Here is a 15915-nt window from a genome sequence, read left to right as displayed (position 1 = left end):
TTTCCCGCTTGCCGTTTATACACATGTACATAGCGCCTTCTCCAGTTTGGCGTTTGCACATGCGTTTATTGGCTCGTCGACAAATGTAGCTTTGTAGATAGGTAGAGGCAAGCAACTGACCTCGGCAAGCTTGATCCCGTGGCCAAGACACCGGACACTAAGATCTGTGCACAAGCTTTAAGCCCTAGAGGATAGGGGGGCTGACTCGCATCTTCCATGGGAGTCCCGAAAAGGGGTTCTTTGGATTTTGCAAAGTGGAGGGGGAGGTGAGGTAGAGACGCGATTTATCGCGTCTCATATGGGAATTGCTACTGCTTAATGCCAGCCATCATCTGTGGAATCCTATCCACCTGCTCGGTGTCATCCACTGAGAAGGTGCCAATCACCTCGCCACCACACATCACGGCAATACGATCGGAGAGGGCCAGGGCCTCGGAGAGATCTCCTGTCACCAAAAGCACTCCTGCCTGTTCACGGGTTTTGAGGAGGAGATTCCAGACCTCTTCCGCTGCGGAAATATCGAGTCCCTGGGTGGGTTGCTCAGCCACAATCAGACGAGGCTTCCGGTAAAACTCCCGAGCCAAGACCATCTTCTGCAAATTACCACCGGAGAGATGCCAGGCAAGGGCATGAATATTGGGCGGGCGAATATCAAAGAGTTCCACCAAATGTTCAAGCTTTTCAGCAGCGGCAGCCCTGTCTAAAAATGGGCCATTGGTGAACCCCTCTCTGGTGGTCAGCAAAAAGTTATCAACAAGATCAAGATCCCGGCAGGTGGCAAGCCCCTGACGATCTTCCGGAATATAGCTGAGGGCATGATCCCAACTTCGATTGCTGAAAAACTCCTTCCAGTGCAAGCCAAAGAGACTGACCGAATCCGCTAGCCGTGGCTTCTTCAGCCCGCAAATGGTTTCAATCAGCTGTTTCTGACCATTGCCAGCAACACCAACAATACCAAGAATTTCTCCCTTGCGCAGATCAATACTAACGCCTTTCAGCACCTCGTCTTGCAGGTTATCAACACGTAACACCGTTTGCCGAGGCTCAAGTGGTTGGCGATTAACCTCCAACAATACCGCCTTGCCCACCATACGCTCGGCAAGATCAGCGGTGGATGAAACATCCTCCACCAACAGGGTATCAACCACCTCACCACGACGAAGAATGGCTACATCGTCGGCAATACGCATCACCTCTTCCAGCTTATGGCTGATAAAGACAATACCCTTGCCCAACTCCGTCATCCGCTTAATGGCCACAAAAAGGCCTTCGGCCTCGGTGGGGGTGAGAACTGCCGTCGGTTCATCAAAGATAAGGATATTTGATTGTCGGAAGAGCAGTTTAAGGATTTCAACCTGCTGTTTTTCGCCCATGGCGAGGGTATGTACCTTGGCCCGGGGATCAACATCCATCCCATACTGGTTGGCAAGGTCCTGAACGTCCCGATACATGGCAGCCTTGTTGAGGAGAAAACTCCCCTTACGACCCAGGATGATATTTTCCGCAACGGTCATGGCCTCGACCAGCTTAAAATGCTGATAAACCATGCCCACCCCTGCCCCAATAGCCTTCTCCGTGGTGGAAAAGACAACGGCTTCCCCCTCGACATAGAGGGTGCCGGAATCGGGTTGAAGCTGTCCGGCCAGGATAGACATCAGGGTGGACTTACCTGCTCCATTTTCACCGAGGAGAGCGAGGACGCGCCCCTTGCGTATATCCAACGAAACATCTCTGTTGGCATGGACATCACCAAAGGACTTTGATATGTTTTCGAGTCGTATTGCTGACGAGGTCATGCTCTAGCGTTGCTCCCTACCGATAAGCGGTGCTGCAAACTGAGATTCTGTATCCCATGGAAAGAGTATCCAGGTATCCTGACTTACCTCGGTAACAAAGGTGTCAACCAGAGGACGGCCGGATGGCTTGGCATAAACCGTGGCAAAATGCGCCTTGGGAATCAAATTTTTGACCACCTCAGCAGTTCTGCCCGTATCCACCAGATCATCAATAAGAAGCCAACCCTCTCCATCACCATCAAAACCCTTCAATATATCTGCCTCACCCTTTTTCTCCTTCCAATCATAGGAGGAGATACAGATGGTATCGATAAGGTGAATATCCAACTCTCGGGCAATAATTGCCGCCGGCACCATACCTCCACGGGTAATGGCAATGATTCCCTTAAAAAAATCCTTATCAAGCAGACGCCAGGCAAGCGCCTTAGAATCTCTATGCAACTGATCCCAAGAAATAGGATAGGTTCTTTTATACTGATCTGACATAAGTTCTCCTTAAATAATCAGCCAAGACTAATCAATAGGTTCCACGTTCACCCCAAGAGCCGCCGGTTCATCACTGGAACTCTTACGCCAGGATGAGAGGACAAGCACAAAAATGGTGAGAAAATACGGCAACATTAATAACAACGACGAGGGGACTGCTATGCCTGAGGCCTGCAAACGAAGTTGCAGAGACATAATACCGCCAAACAGATAGGCACCAAAGACGGCACGACCTGGTCGCCAAAAAGCAAAAATAACAAGGGCAACGGCAATCCAACCTCTACCACCGGTAAGATTTGTTGTCCACATATGAGTATAGGCAAGCGACAGATAGGCACCACCCAGGCCCATTAAAAAGCCACCACCCCAGATACCAACCCAACGATAGGCATTAACATTAATGCCTGCAGCCGTAGCCGCTGCCGGATATTCTCCCACGGAACGCAGAGAAAGGCCAAAACGAGTTGAGTTAAACAAAAAGCAGAGAACAAAGGGAATGAGATAGGAGACATATACCAACGGGTCGTGCTGAAAAAATATTGGCCCGATAGCAGGAATTGCTGAGAGAAAAGGTACATTTACAGGGCTGAAGCCAGGCGCCGACAGGCCGACAAAAGAGGTGCCGAGATAGTTGGCAAGACCCGTTCCCAGGATGGTGAGGGCAAGCCCGGAAACCACCTGATTACCCTGAAACCACAGGCAAACAATACCATGGAGAGAGGTAAGCAGAAGCCCCGCACAGCCTGCTGCCAAAAAGCCCAGAGTAGGATCACCGGTATAGCGTGATACCACAAATCCTGCCAGGGCACCAACAAGCATAACCCCCTCAACGCCAAGGTTGAGAACGCCTGATTTTTCAGTGAAAATCTCACCCAAAGTGGCTAAAAGCACAGGCGTTCCCGCCTGAACCGTTGCCGCGAGGAGAGGAATAATAATTTCAATGCCCACTATTTTCTCCGCACAATTTTATAATATGTGAAAAAGCCACCGGCAAGTACCGTAAGCAAGATGAGTCCCTCTATAATACCACCAAAGGCCGCTGGTACCTGAAAGTCGAGTTGCAAATTCTCAACCCCCACTCGAAGCCCTGCAAGAAGAAAGGAGGCAATGGCAATGCTTAGAGGATGAAGACGGGCAAGCCAGGCAACAACAATGGCCGTATAGCCATAGCCCACCATGATTGCAGGTTGCAGACGATTTGTGGTAGCAGAGGCCTCCAAAAAACCGGCCCAACCGGCAAGGGCACCACTGATTCCCATCACCAAAATCACCAGAAAGTCATAACGAATACCGGCATACTTTACCGCCGGAACGCTGGAACCGGCTGCCTTCAGCTCAAAACCTGTTTTAGTAAATTTAAAAAATGCCCAGACGACCACGCCCAAGACAAAGCAGTGGGCCAATCCCCAATTGACAGAGCTTTCACCTATCTTACCAACAATGGCTGCCTCGCTAAATTCGCGGGTCATGGGAAAACCAAAACTACTTGGATCCTTCCAGGCACCGTAGACCAGATATTGAAGTATAAGGATTGCAATATAGTTCATCATCAGGGTGACAATGATCTCATTTGCCTTGAACTTTTGTCTTAAGATTGCGGGAATAACCCCCCAAACGCCACCGGCAAGAACCGCCATAAGGATCATGGCAGCAAGCATAAGAAAGCCCGGTAAATTTGGAAAGGTAAGCGCAACCCAGGTGGAGCCGATGGCTCCCAGGGCAAATTGCCCCTCTGCCCCGATATTCCACACCTGAAGACGAAAGGCAACTGCCACCCCCAGTGAACAGAGGAAAATGGGAATAGCCTTTAATAAACTATCCTCAAGGGCCCACTTGGAGCCGAAGCCACCTGTGAACATGGCAATGAGCCCATCAAGGGGTGGTGTTCCTCGCAGATAGAGAAGAAAACCACTCAGGACAAGGGAGAGGGCAAGGGCTGCGAGTAAAACAAAAAAGGAACCCCAGCCAAGAGATTCCTGTCTTTTCGCGACGCGTAACTGAAGCATCAACGTATCCGTGTAAAAGAGAATATTTGCACGTCTCCCTCAACGCATAGGCTGAAGGAGACATCCTAAAATTGCGTTATTCGGTGGTACCAACAACACCATTCACAAACCACATCATACCGAGCAAAGACTCGTCGCTTGCAGTTTTTCCTGAAGCAATTCGCACTTTACCACTTTGATCCTCAATGGGACCTGCGAAAACCTTGTACTTGCCGCTGGCAATCTCTTGCTTACGTACTTCAACCGCGTCCCGAACATCTTGTGGAACCATATCCCCATAGGGAGCAAGGGCAATAACCCCGGTCTCAAGTCCTAGCCATGCAGAATCCGCCTTCCAGGTACCGGCCTGAACCTCTTTTACGACACTGGTGTAATAAGGAGCCCAGTTCCAGACAGGGGCTGTGAGATGAGATTTAGGAGCAAAAACTGACATATCGGAATTATAACCGATTGAGTATACACCTTTTTCCTGAGCAGCTTCCTGTGGGCCCGGGGAATCCTGATGCTGAGCGATCACATCGGCACCTACGTCAAGAAGAGATTTTGCAGCCTCTTTCTCGGTGGCAGGATCGTACCAGGTCTTGGTCCAGACAACACGAACCACAGCCTGAGGATTAACGGACTGCAGACCAAGGGCAAAGGCATTAATGCCACGAATTACCTCGGGAATAGGAAAGGCAGCTACATAACCGATGGTATTGCTCTTGGTCATATAACCGGCAACCATACCTGAGAGGTAACGGGCCTGATACATACGGCCAAAATAGTTACCCATATTTGCAGATTTTTTAAAACCGGAACAGTGCAGAAAAGCTGTCTTAGGAAATCTTTTAGCAACCTTCAGGGTAGGATCCATATAGCCAAAGCTGGTGGAAAAAATCACATCATAGCCTTTACGAGCCATATTCGAAATAACACGCTCTGAATCGGGACCTTCTGGAACAGATTCAACATAGGATGTTGAAACACCAGGCATTTTAGCAACGGCCTGTCTGCCAAGATCATGGGCATATGAGTATCCCGCATCCCCGATTGGAGATACATAGACAAAACCCACCTTGGTTTCTTTTTTAGCTGCCTGAGATGTTCCTACCACAAGCATGGTCAGAGCAATTGCCAACAGTACCTTAAATAAGCGCATTTTCCTCTCCTCAAAACGATTTTCATTTAAAAACTACAGTCGGAGACACCTGAACGCGAGCTTTGGCTGACCAATAACCTGCGCAAAAACATCACCTCTCAACACTTTCGTTAAAACAAGGTCAACAATCTTTATCCAGATCAATCTTCACAGATCGACGACAATAAATATCAACAAAGAGCACAATAAAAGATCACAATAACGTCCATGCTAATCTTTTAAAATGCTACTGAGGGCTACAGCTGAAATAACAGAGGCCCGACTCTGCGAAAATCGTAAACGCAAAATCAGGCAAAAAAAAGTAAAACACTCTTTTAGCATATATTCAAATAAGCGCAAATGTAAAAAGGCATAAATTTTCGTGATCGTAGCTATTAGAGCGGAGATGTAATAGCTACAGCCCGATAGAGAGGACAGGTCAGCGGAATATCATCTCCCTGACGATATCTGGCCAAGAGATTAACAGACTGATGGGCCAACTCCCGGCGCACCTCACGACGTCTGCCCTTCACTTGGGCAATACTCATCTGATCATAGGCAGTGGTTTTATGTCGCATCCAGGCAATAACGGCCGCCTCCGCTCGTTTTTCCAGGGGAATACGTTGAGTCCTGGCAACGGTTCCACTACCCACAGGAGTTGCATGCCGGGCCACCTGACCTGCTATTTTCTCTGCTATCATACTGTGACGACGATGAAACTGCAAATAGAGAAGGATGGCCTGATGAAAGTCGTCCACATACTCCTCCTGCTTTTTTTCACGCCTCTTTACATCGGTAGCCATCTTTTTTATGTAGGCAGGGGTGGCTCTTTTGGCCTCGATCTCCTCCCGGGCATGAACTATATGAGAACCCTTGGCCCAAATCCCCTTTGAATAGGTACGACGACCCCGTTTTTCCTGAACCAACCAGTGCGAGCCCATGGCCTTTACCCTGCGGGTAAGACCGGCATCACCGGGGGGAAGTAATTTCCAACCGGCAGGAGGATGAACAATTTTTCCATCACTGGTAAGCAAGGTCCTGCCATTTCCGCCAAGACGTAAAACAAGATTTTTTTCATCTGCCATATTCAGCCACCTCAAAAAAGAACAGCCTATATTCCATAAGAATATAGGCTGATTACACTGCTATCTAAGATATTGCGTTCAGCCGATTAAAGCATGGCCTTAATCTTAGCCTTGATGCCGTCGACATCAATGCCCTGAAAATCAAGTTGTTCACTAATGCCACCCTGGCCCGGACGCGAGGTGCCAAGCAGGGAGTATTTCGGAGCAAATCCACGCTCAAGCAACCAACTACCATAACGAGAACCAAGACCGGTCTTGGTGTTCTGACTCTCAACCACCAGTACCAGTGGGCTTGCACCCACCTTAGCGATCATCTCTTCATCGACAACATTCAGGGTTGGCTTATTAATCAAACCAACCTCAATGCCCTCGGCCTTCAACTGCTCAATGGCATCAAGGCAACGATAGGTCATCTCACCATAGGTTACGATATAGCCATCCTTACCTTCACGGATGATCTCATCTTCACCAGGCTCAAAGGAGTATCCTTCACCGTAGATCTTCTCACCACTCTCTGACAGGAGAAATGGAGTGGCTGAACGGGTGGAGAAAACAAAACGCAGACCCATATCATGAAAGATTCTCTGCAGGATAGCCTTCATCTGCAGGGCATCCGCCGGGAAGTAGAGACGGGTATTATCGTCTTCGGCCAGGGCGTTATCGGCAAAGAAGTTATTAATACCAAAGTGACAGGTATTATCAGCCATCTCATCCACTCCAGCGTGGGAGAAGTGAGCCAGAACATTAGCTCTGTTAAGACGAGCCATGGTAATCTCAGAGATCAACATCTCAAGAAAGGCAGAGAAGGTACCAAAAATTCCTTGGCGGCCAGCCTCTGAGCCAAAGCCTGCCGCAACGGAGTAGTTATTACGCTCCATGATACCGGCACTGACATAGACCTCCGGATGATTCTTACGAATATGATGCAGACCACAGGATCCCTCAAGATCAGAATCAACCACCAGTACCCTTTTCTCCGGTTCCTTCATCTCGTCAAGCAAACCACAGACGATCTTACCAAACTCATCACGGCTCTTGGCGGTCTCCGGACTTGAACCCAGATAGCTTCGCTTAGTTTTTTCGGTCTTGAAGTTTTGCAGGTAAGAAACTGCCTCGTTTTGGCCACGGGCAGTGAGATATTCAACGGCCATGTCTACCGGAATAACATCATGTCCCTTGGGCAGACCATGAATTCCCTTAACCCCAACAGCCATGGGACGCTTGTTGATAACGGCAACGGGACCGCTCTGAGTAAAGGCCTGCTGAATACGGGCAAAGAGCCCATCGAGCTCTTCGCCGTCTCCCTCGGAGACGGTAAGACCATGACCACTCAGGGTCTTATTCAGATCATATCCCTTCATATACTCTGAGGGATGGCCGGCAATGGTCACATTATTATCATCGATAAAGAGCTTAACATTCAGATTGCGGGCAACGGCATAGCGAGCTGCCTCGGCATCGTCACCTTCCATCTGAGAGCCATCACTACCAAACATGACAAGGGTCTTATCACGATCAAATTCAGCCACTCCATTTACATGGGACCACATATGACCAAGACGACCAGAGGAGAAGAAGATACCGTCTCTCTCGTCACGCTCGGGATGACCATAAAAACCCTTACCAAACTCACGGTAGTGAAAGAGAGCCTCAGCATCATTATATCCATTGAGTACGGACATCATATATTGAATAGCAACACGGTGACCCGCCTCATCGTAATATACGGGAACAATGGAGTCACTGCCCTTCATAAAGCCATCAACAATGAGAAGCTCTGGAACAATATCAAAGGCACCACCGGTGTGACCACCAAGGCTTTTTACATTGGCAAGAGCTGTGAAAAAGACAAGACCATCCCGCACAACATCAATGTTTTTCTTCAATGTCTGACGCTGTTCATCGGTCATCTCTGTCTGACCAAGATCAAACTTCAGCGGGGTATATTCTTTTAAATCAATAGGGAAATCCATAATGTCTCCAAAAAAGTGATGTCTTTTCCAGACACCACACAATAGTAAAAAACTGTCACCAAGAGCCCCAAAAGAACCCTAAATGTGCCTATTTTTCAATACAATTTATGCTCTTATGTCGAGTAAAGCTCTATTCCTCACGCTCTGCTGGCAAAATAAGATTGAGGAGCACGCCAAGTATACCGGCAAGACCAATCTTCTCAATGGCAAGCGCACCGGCAGTAAACTTCATCCCACCAATACCACATACCAAAATAACAGAGACAATAACAAGGTTACGGGGACGACTAAGGTCAGAGCCTGCCTTCACCAAGGTATTAATACCGATTACGGTAATCATACCAAAAAGCAGAATCATAATTCCACCCATGACAGGAGTTGGAATAGTGGCAAGAAAGGCACCGATCTTACCCACAAAGGAGAAGAGAATTGCTGTCAGGGCAGTCCAGGTCATAATTGCAGGGTTAAAGGCCTTGGTCAAGGCAACCGCTCCCGTCACCTCGGAATAGGTGGTGTTTGGGGGACCACCGAGAAAAGAGGCTATGGAGGTGGCAACTCCATCACCGAGCAGGGTATTTTGGATTCCGGGCTCTTCCAAATAGTCCTTTCCGGTAACAGAGCGAATGGCCAGTACATCGCCAAAATGCTCAATAGCAGGGGCAATGGCAATAGGGACAATAAAGAGCACGGCACTCCAGTTCCACTCGGGAAAGGTGAAGTGAGGTATGGCAAACCAGGCACTATCGGTGATCGGCTTTAAAGATAGAAGCTGAGAAGATGTGTAGTTGGCCAAAACGCCTGGATCAAAGGCGGCCTGATGACGTGGCACGTATAACCGCTGAAATCAAGGACAAGACAGGTAATATAGCCTGCGGTTATACCGCACATGATGGGCACAAGCTTTAACCAGCCTCGACCCAGGAGAGTTACCAAAATAGTGGTCACCAGAGAGACACCGGCAATGATAGCCGCGGTATCCGAAGGCACCAACCAGGCAGAGCCATCACCTGTTCGGCCGGTGGCCATATGGACCGCCACGGGGGCCAGCACCAGACCAATGACCATGATAACGGGACCGGTTACCACCGGAGGCAGTAATCGATGCACAATACCTGTACCAAAATAACGAACGAAAAAGCTCAAAATAATATAAAAGACACCGGCAGCAGCAAGACCACACATGGTTCCCGCCACCCCCCAGGTTTGGACCCCATATATAATAGGAGCAATAAAGGCGAAGGAAGATGCCAAAAATACAGGAATTTTCCCCCTGGTGATCACCTGAAAGACGAGGGTACCAATACCCGCTGTAAAAAGTGATACATTGGGATCAAGTCCCGTTAAAATCGGCACAAGTACCAGGGCACCAAAGGCGACAAAGAGCATCTGCGCCCCCAGAAAACAATCGCGAAAGCGAAAGTTATAATCAAGAGAATTTTTTCCATCCATATGAACCACTCCTACCTTACATAAAAACAGAGTCGCAGCAAGATGCCAGGACTCTTAAAAAAAAGGAAGAACAGCACATGTCCTTCTCCACCTAATAAATGCACAAAAAAAATGGTCATTGCCTTTCGGCAATGACCAAACAAACTATCTGGTACCAAATATCTTATCCCCGGCATCACCGAGGCCAGGCAGGATGTAACCTGCCTCATTAAGCCGTTCATCAACCGCAGCCACATAGATCTCTACATCTGGATGGGCATCTTGAACCTTTTTGATACCCTCAGGGGCAGCTACCAGGAAAAGTCCCTTGATCTTCTTGCTACCAGCCTTCTTAAGGGTGTCAATGGTTGCAATAAGGGTTCCACCAGTTGCAAGCATAGGATCAATAATGAGGGCAACGCGCTCACTCATCTCACTGGCTGTTTTCACATAGTACTCAACGGGCTCAAGAGTCTCTTCATCCCGATAGAAGCCTACAACAGTAACCTTTGCAGAAGGGATGAGATCAATAACACCGTCCATCATACCAAGTCCGGCACGAAGAATCGGTACAATGGTAATCTTTTTACCCTTCAGTCTATCGACTTCAACGGGACCGGCCCAACCGTCAACAATATGTTTTTCGGTGGGAAGATCCTTCACAGCTTCATAAGTCAAAAGCCTGGCAATCTCAGAGGCTAGAGCACGAAAATCTTTTGTGGAAATATCATTTTGGCGCATAAGACCAAGCTTATGCTTTACCAGAGGATGATCTGCAATATGCAGGGACATAACAACCTCCTAAAGGAAAATAGTTCTATTATTTACAACGTATTGTCAATGGCCAAAAAACACCTCCAAACAACGACATTTAGCGCACTTGGCAAAACATCTACGTTTTTGTATGCGCTTTGTTACCTATTTTCAAATGACATTGCAAGAAGTTTCCTTCTTTTTTTCATCTGTAAAGCAGTTTTATCCCCAATTTTACGACAAAATCCTGGCTGTTTTCAACATTGGCAGAATCTCAACAGCAATAATCCCCCCAAAAATCAACAGACCACCGGCGAGCTGAAAATCCGAGACCCGCTCACCAAGAAAAATTGCGCCACAGAGGGCGGCAAAGACCGTCTCCGAACTTAAAATAATAGCCGCATCCGGGGCCGGAGTATAGCGTTGACCAATAACCTGAAAGGTAAAGGCAAGGGCAACAGAAAAAAAGCCCATACAGAGTATCCCCGTTAAGGCTCCGGCAAAGACATTCAGATCTGGAGACTCTAAATATTGTCCCAAAAAAAGGCCTAAAATTCCACAGATAAAAAATTGCCCGCAGGCCACAACCAGAGGTGCCTCAGTTTTTTGCACCATAATACCAATAAGAAGCACATGACTGGCCCAAAAGATGGTACTGGAAATTACCCACAAATCGCCGCTGGCAAGCACCACATTCTGAGCTCCGCTCATAATATAGGTACCCACAAAACAACATATGGAGGCTGGCCAGGCAGACCAATGAGGTTTTTTACGAAAAACCAATAGGGCCAAAATAGGCACCATGGGTACGTATAGGGCCGTTAAAAAACCTGAATTTGTCACCGTGGTACGAAGAATACCGTACTGCTGCAGGGCGGCAGCAACACAGAGGACAGACCCGGTAAGGGCAATTCCCAACCCGTCCCTCAACGTAAAGGCCCTGACCTCCCTTTGAACATGCAAAAATTGCCTAAGGGCAAAGGGCAGAACCACCAGGGAGCCAAGCAAAAAGCGAGCTCCCGTAAAAGAGGCGGCATCCAAATTCCCCGTACCTATCTGCTGAACAACAAAACTACTTCCCCAAATCAGAGCAGCAAGGCTCAGGAGTAAATTAGCTTGCAAACGGCTCATCTTTCTCTCTTCTTACAGATATTACTCGGCTACATCATCCATGAACTCGTCCATGGCAACAATTGGGGCACCAACAGTATCAATAATAAGGCCATGACACTCCACCTCAAACCAGTTCAAAAATGTCTCCATATCAAGAGGTGCTGGCCACAATTTCTGATCCTCAGACCAATCCTCAAGCTCAGTCTCAAAAAGCTGAACGAAATTCAGGGCAAGCCACTGATCGAGCTCCTCAACATCGCGATCGTCAACCAGGAAAATAGTTCTGTCGGCATTAAGAGCCGCCATGGTTAAAACCTCCTGCTCTTCATCTGCAGGGTGAGTGCTGTTTACCCAATCAACCATAGGTTGCTTATATCGTAATAAAACTGCGCCTCTATTTATCATCATAATATAATCTCCGCTAGACGGATAAGCTCCGTCAATTTCTTGCTTTTTAATTTTACCTACGATAAGTTTTCATTAAAAGGGATTAATCTTCTTCCCTTCTCTCAAGCGTCTACAAGAGAGACAGAAAAAAAGCAAGGAAGGATTCCTCCCTTATTTAAACTCCGCCAACAGGACACCATGGGAACACAAAAAGAAAAAAAATCCGTCTTCGCTCTATTAAAGAGCAACTCCATAGGCGGCATACTTCTTATGCTTGCAACCGCTCTTGCCCTTATCATGGCAAACTCCCCAGGCCACTACCTCTACAGTATGCTGATCACCACTCCGGTGGAGGTACGCTTCGGGCCACTGGAAATTGCCAAGCCACTTCTGCTATGGATAAACGATGGACTCATGGCAGGTTTCTTTTTTCTGGTGGGTTTAGAACTTAAAAGAGAGATATTTGAAGGAGGTCTCTCCCAGCGGAGTAATATTATTCTCCCGGCCATCGGTGCCCTGGGAGGAATGGTGGTACCCTCCTGTATCTACCTTGCCTTCAACTATCAGGATCCCGTTGCCCTAAGGGGCTGGGCCATTCCTGCCGCCACAGATATCGCCTTTGCCCTTGGTATCCTCTCTCTTCTTGGTTCACGGGTGCCCACAAGCCTCAAGATACTACTTACCACGCTTGCCATCTTTGATGATATTGGAGCCATTCTTATCATTGCCTGTTTTTACACCAATGATATCTATCTTCCCGGCCTCCTGATCGCCCTTCTCTGTATGCTCATCCTCTTTATTGTCAACAGATGCAAGGTGGAGCGCACCACTGTTTATATATTCATCGGCTCAATCATGTGGATTGCCATGCTCAAATCAGGTGTACACGCAACCCTTGCTGGCGTAATCCTTGCCATGTTCATCCCCATGTATTCTCGGAAACACCCTGGGCAGTCGCCTCTGAAAAACCTTGAACACGACCTGCAAGGCACCGCAACCTTCATTATTCTACCCATTTTTGCCTTTGCAAATTCAGGCATCAACCTCACCAATATAAGCATGGATTTTTTCACCCATGCCGTGCCAATGGGTATTGCCCTGGGTCTCTTTATAGGTAAACCCCTGGGAATTATTTCTTTTCTCTGGGTGGGGGTGCAACTCCGCCTCACCAAACTCCCCGTTGATCTTAACTGGTCTACGGTTACAGGCATGTCAGCTCTGGCAGGAATAGGATTCACCATGAGTCTCTTCGTGGGTTCCCTGGCCTTTGATCAGGCTATCACAGGACTCATATTTGATGAACGACTGGGAATTATTATGGGTTCACTTTTCTCCGGACTGCTTGGCTATCTGCTCTTAAATAAAACCCTGCCAGGGGACAAGCATGAGATGTGATGCCCTGTCATCACACCTGGGAAACAGCCATACTAACATTAACTATCCGGCAGCTCCACATTCACCTCCAAGGTTGATAGTCCACCAATACAGTCTACCTTGATATCCAGTTTGTCCTCTGAAATATCAACATATTTTTTAATTACTTCCAACAGATCTCTCTGTAACTGGGGAAGATAATCCGGCCTTTCCACAGCCCCGCGTTCATGGGCTATAACCACCTGAAGTCGTTCCTTGGCTCTGGCCGCAGAAGACGGTTTCTCTTCATTTTTAAAAAAGCTAAAGAGGCTCATGAGTCCCCCCCAAATAACCTGTTAAAGAAATTTTTCGGGGGCGTTGTCAAAAAACGCATTGATCGCTCTTCGCCAAGGAAACGGGCAACGGCATCTTCATAGGCTTGGCCCGCGTCGCTTTCCCCGTCAAGGATTACAGGCCTGCCAACATTAGATGCCCGCAAAACAGCCTTTGATTCAGGAACTACGCCAATAAGTGGAATAGCAAGAATATCAAGAACATCTTCCAGGGTAAGCATTTCGCCACTTTGAACCCTGACGGCATCATAACGGGCAAGAATCAGATGGTGCTTTACAGGCTCAAGATTCTGCTCTGCTCGCAAACTACGAGAGGCAAGCACCCCTAAAATACGGTCTGAATCACGTACCGAAGATACTTCAGGGTTGGTTACAATAATAGCCTCATCGGCGTAATACAGGGCAAGCAGGGCTCCCTTTTCAATACCGGCCGGAGAATCACAGATAATATAATCAAAATCCTTTTTCAGCTCTTCGAATATACGTCCAACCCCTTCCTTATCCAGGGCATCCTTATCCCTGGTCTGAGAAGTTGGAAAAATATAAAGATTATCTACCTGTCTGTCCTTAATCAGTGCCTGGTTAATGGTTGCCTCACCCCGGAGGACATTGATAAAGTCAAAAACCACCCGTCGCTCACAGCCCATCACCAGATCGAGATTACGCAAACCTACATCAAAATCAACAACAACTGTTCTATAGCCCAGCAAGGCCAGGCCCGTGGCAATTGCCGCACTGGAGGTTGTCTTGCCAACACCACCCTTACCCGATGTCACAGTAATAATTTTAGCCATTGCTCCTCTCCTTCTATAACTCCCATTTCATCTTCATAAAAAGATCACAGGATATTTAATAATAGTCTCTCTTTCTGCAAAAAAATATGCACACTCTTTTTACGGATATTTTCATCAAACTGATCACTGACCTTATAATTGCCAGCAATTGAAACAAATTCCGCCTCAAGGGATTTACAAAAAATACCCGCCTTGATATCCCCCTTCACCCCCGCATAAACACGGCCTCGCAGAGGGGCATAAACATGAACATTGCCATCGGCAAGGACCTCAGCACCAGCTGAAACAGTTGCTGTGCAGATAAGGTCTCCACCTTCGGCATATACTCTTTGTCCGGAACGAATAGGGCTCGTTATCAACAGGGTTGTTGGAGATACAGCCTCCAGGGGCGCAACATCCTCTACCACCGAATCAGCTATCTCAGGTGGTTGCAGGAGAATCTCAGTCAGAGCCTGCCCATCGCACCTTCTTCCTAGCTCAGGAACAACAGGAATAGAAAAACCTGCCGCCTCCCCCTGCAGCTGAGCATCTCCACCTTGAACCCCCAAGGGGATCAAACCGGCACGTCGAAGTAATATAAAAATTTCTTTGATCGTTACCGATATCTCTTTACCAACAAATCCACCTAAATCAACAATGACCGGAGCATGATCAAAAAAATTCCTTGCTCGCTCAATCTTGTTTTGTAACATTTCTATAAAATCAGGATGATCTGGCTCAAGCAGATACAAAACCATCATGGTATGACGACGTGCCCGAAACTGAAATGGCTCAGCCCTATAACTATTTAATTGCATAGCATTTTTATTCAAAAGTCCCTCTCTTGTCTGCCCCTGTAGAGTCTATAGACATCGCGCAAGGTCTTAATCTATATTTAAAATTAAAAAGTTCTGCCATAAAGATACTTTCCTTCAACAGCGCCTCGCCATAAAAAAATTTCATTACAACAAAGTTTACAATATATATGTACCTAGAGTTTTAATATCTTGCAAGAAGGCAAAAAAAGTACTCAATATTAATATCTTCTCCCAAAGAAGACAGCAGAAAATGACCGAAAGATCTCTACTTGGAAAGGGCAATGCCCTACTTCAGGCAGGCCAGGCGGACAGGCCAGCAAAATTCTCAACAATGAATTTGGTTCCTCAGCACTCCTGCCTGACCATTGACTCTTTCTGCAATTAAGAATTAATATATCGGTCAAAACAGTAAAATATATAACCAAGAAATGACGACAGCCCTTCTTTTGTTCTACGGATATGCGACAGGAA

At 47.4% G+C, this 15915-nt stretch carries 15 protein-coding genes and 1 pseudogene; 2 read left to right on the top strand and 14 right to left on the bottom strand.

The features are described from left to right. Window positions 1–308: 308 nt before the first annotated feature. The 11 genes and pseudogenes from DP_RS03395 to DP_RS03345 form a co-directional block, all read right to left on the bottom strand. Complete coding sequence (locus DP_RS03395; RefSeq protein WP_011187926.1) at window positions 309–1796, bottom strand: ABC transporter ATP-binding protein; 1488 nt, start codon at window positions 1794–1796, stop codon at window positions 309–311. Between the two features lie 3 nt (window positions 1797–1799). After that, the gene (gene gpt / locus DP_RS03390) at window positions 1800–2282 is read right to left on the bottom strand and encodes a xanthine phosphoribosyltransferase (protein WP_011187925.1); all 483 of its coding nucleotides are present in this window, start codon (window positions 2280–2282) and stop codon (window positions 1800–1802) included. A gap of 27 nt (window positions 2283–2309) precedes the next feature. Then, entirely contained in the window at window positions 2310–3230 is a 921-nt protein-coding gene (locus tag DP_RS03385) for an ABC transporter permease (protein ID WP_011187924.1), read from the bottom strand. Continuing rightward, a complete protein-coding gene (locus DP_RS03380) occupies window positions 3230–4288 on the bottom strand; it encodes an ABC transporter permease (protein WP_041277583.1) in 1059 nt (352 codons plus the stop codon). Before DP_RS03380 ends, DP_RS03385 begins: the two co-directional genes overlap by 1 nt. A 76-nt stretch (window positions 4289–4364) precedes the next feature. After that, entirely contained in the window at window positions 4365–5390 is a 1026-nt protein-coding gene (locus DP_RS03375; protein ID WP_407637892.1) for a BMP family ABC transporter substrate-binding protein, read from the bottom strand. A 413-nt stretch (window positions 5391–5803) separates the two neighbouring features. Continuing rightward, on the bottom strand, window positions 5804–6493 hold the full coding sequence (locus DP_RS03370; RefSeq protein WP_041277582.1) for a DUF2293 domain-containing protein: 690 nt from the start codon (window positions 6491–6493) through the stop codon (window positions 5804–5806). 86 nt (window positions 6494–6579) lie between these two features. Beyond that, window positions 6580–8466, bottom strand: a complete 1887-nt coding sequence (locus DP_RS03365) for a transketolase C-terminal domain-containing protein (protein WP_041277581.1) — start codon at window positions 8464–8466, stop codon at window positions 6580–6582. Window positions 8467–8596: 130 nt separating this feature from the next. Next, window positions 8597–9915, bottom strand: a pseudogene (locus tag DP_RS19095) (uracil-xanthine permease family protein). Between the two features lie 144 nt (window positions 9916–10059). After that, window positions 10060–10686 carry a uracil phosphoribosyltransferase gene (upp, locus tag DP_RS03355; protein WP_011187917.1) on the bottom strand — a complete coding sequence of 209 codons (627 nt, stop codon included), beginning with the start codon at window positions 10684–10686 and terminating at the stop codon, window positions 10060–10062. 195 nt (window positions 10687–10881) lie between these two features. Next, on the bottom strand, window positions 10882–11778 hold the full coding sequence (locus DP_RS03350; protein WP_011187916.1) for a DMT family transporter: 897 nt from the start codon (window positions 11776–11778) through the stop codon (window positions 10882–10884). Between the two features lie 21 nt (window positions 11779–11799). Then, window positions 11800–12168, bottom strand: coding sequence for a hypothetical protein (locus DP_RS03345; protein ID WP_011187915.1), 369 nt, complete (start codon window positions 12166–12168; stop codon window positions 11800–11802). 177 nt (window positions 12169–12345) lie between these two features. Between DP_RS03345 and nhaA the strand changes: the two genes are divergently transcribed. Beyond that, a complete protein-coding gene (gene nhaA / locus DP_RS03340) occupies window positions 12346–13542 on the top strand; it encodes a Na+/H+ antiporter NhaA (protein WP_011187914.1) in 1197 nt (398 codons plus the stop codon). Between the two features lie 38 nt (window positions 13543–13580). On the opposite strand, the gene minE is transcribed toward nhaA, so the two are convergent. From minE to minC, 3 genes are read right to left on the bottom strand one after another with little or no spacing between them, the layout of a single operon-like run. Then, window positions 13581–13835 (bottom strand): cell division topological specificity factor MinE, encoded by a 255-nt coding sequence (minE, locus tag DP_RS03335; protein WP_011187913.1) that lies wholly within the window; start codon window positions 13833–13835, stop codon window positions 13581–13583. Next, window positions 13832–14647, bottom strand: coding sequence for a septum site-determining protein MinD (minD, locus tag DP_RS03330; RefSeq protein WP_011187912.1), 816 nt, complete (start codon window positions 14645–14647; stop codon window positions 13832–13834). Before minD ends, minE begins: the two co-directional genes overlap by 4 nt. A gap of 44 nt (window positions 14648–14691) precedes the next feature. Then, a complete protein-coding gene (gene minC / locus DP_RS03325; RefSeq protein ID WP_011187911.1) occupies window positions 14692–15459 on the bottom strand; it encodes a septum site-determining protein MinC in 768 nt (255 codons plus the stop codon). 235 nt (window positions 15460–15694) lie between these two features. On the opposite strand from minC, the gene DP_RS18740 reads away from it, so the two are divergent. After that, window positions 15695–15829 carry a hypothetical protein gene (locus DP_RS18740; protein ID WP_265588589.1) on the top strand — a complete coding sequence of 45 codons (135 nt, stop codon included), beginning with the start codon at window positions 15695–15697 and terminating at the stop codon, window positions 15827–15829. The last annotated feature ends 86 nt before the right edge of the window (window positions 15830–15915 follow it).

Source organism: Desulfotalea psychrophila LSv54, assembly GCF_000025945.1.
GTDB lineage: Bacteria > Desulfobacterota > Desulfobulbia > Desulfobulbales > Desulfocapsaceae > Desulfotalea > Desulfotalea psychrophila.
The sequence above is the reverse complement of the archived record's forward strand: the minus strand, read 5'-3'. Positions and strand labels throughout refer to the sequence as shown.

Coding starts and splice junctions, on each gene's coding strand:
- upp (WP_011187917.1), bottom strand. CDS start 10,686: ATGTCCCTGCATATTGCAGATCATCCTCTGGTAAAGCATAAGCTTGGT.
- nhaA (WP_011187914.1), top strand. CDS start 12,346: ATGGGAACACAAAAAGAAAAAAAATCCGTCTTCGCTCTATTAAAGAGC.
- DP_RS03380 (WP_041277583.1), bottom strand. CDS start 4,288: ATGCTTCAGTTACGCGTCGCGAAAAGACAGGAATCTCTTGGCTGGGGT.
- DP_RS03365 (WP_041277581.1), bottom strand. CDS start 8,466: ATGGATTTCCCTATTGATTTAAAAGAATATACCCCGCTGAAGTTTGAT.
- DP_RS03350 (WP_011187916.1), bottom strand. CDS start 11,778: ATGAGCCGTTTGCAAGCTAATTTACTCCTGAGCCTTGCTGCTCTGATT.
- DP_RS18740 (WP_265588589.1), top strand. CDS start 15,695: ATGACCGAAAGATCTCTACTTGGAAAGGGCAATGCCCTACTTCAGGCA.
- DP_RS03345 (WP_011187915.1), bottom strand. CDS start 12,168: ATGATGATAAATAGAGGCGCAGTTTTATTACGATATAAGCAACCTATG.
- DP_RS03395 (WP_011187926.1), bottom strand. CDS start 1,796: ATGACCTCGTCAGCAATACGACTCGAAAACATATCAAAGTCCTTTGGT.
- DP_RS03370 (WP_041277582.1), bottom strand. CDS start 6,493: ATGGCAGATGAAAAAAATCTTGTTTTACGTCTTGGCGGAAATGGCAGG.
- gpt (WP_011187925.1), bottom strand. CDS start 2,282: ATGTCAGATCAGTATAAAAGAACCTATCCTATTTCTTGGGATCAGTTG.
- DP_RS03375 (WP_407637892.1), bottom strand. CDS start 5,390: ATGCTTGTGGTAGGAACATCTCAGGCAGCTAAAAAAGAAACCAAGGTG.
- minE (WP_011187913.1), bottom strand. CDS start 13,835: ATGAGCCTCTTTAGCTTTTTTAAAAATGAAGAGAAACCGTCTTCTGCG.
- minD (WP_011187912.1), bottom strand. CDS start 14,647: ATGGCTAAAATTATTACTGTGACATCGGGTAAGGGTGGTGTTGGCAAG.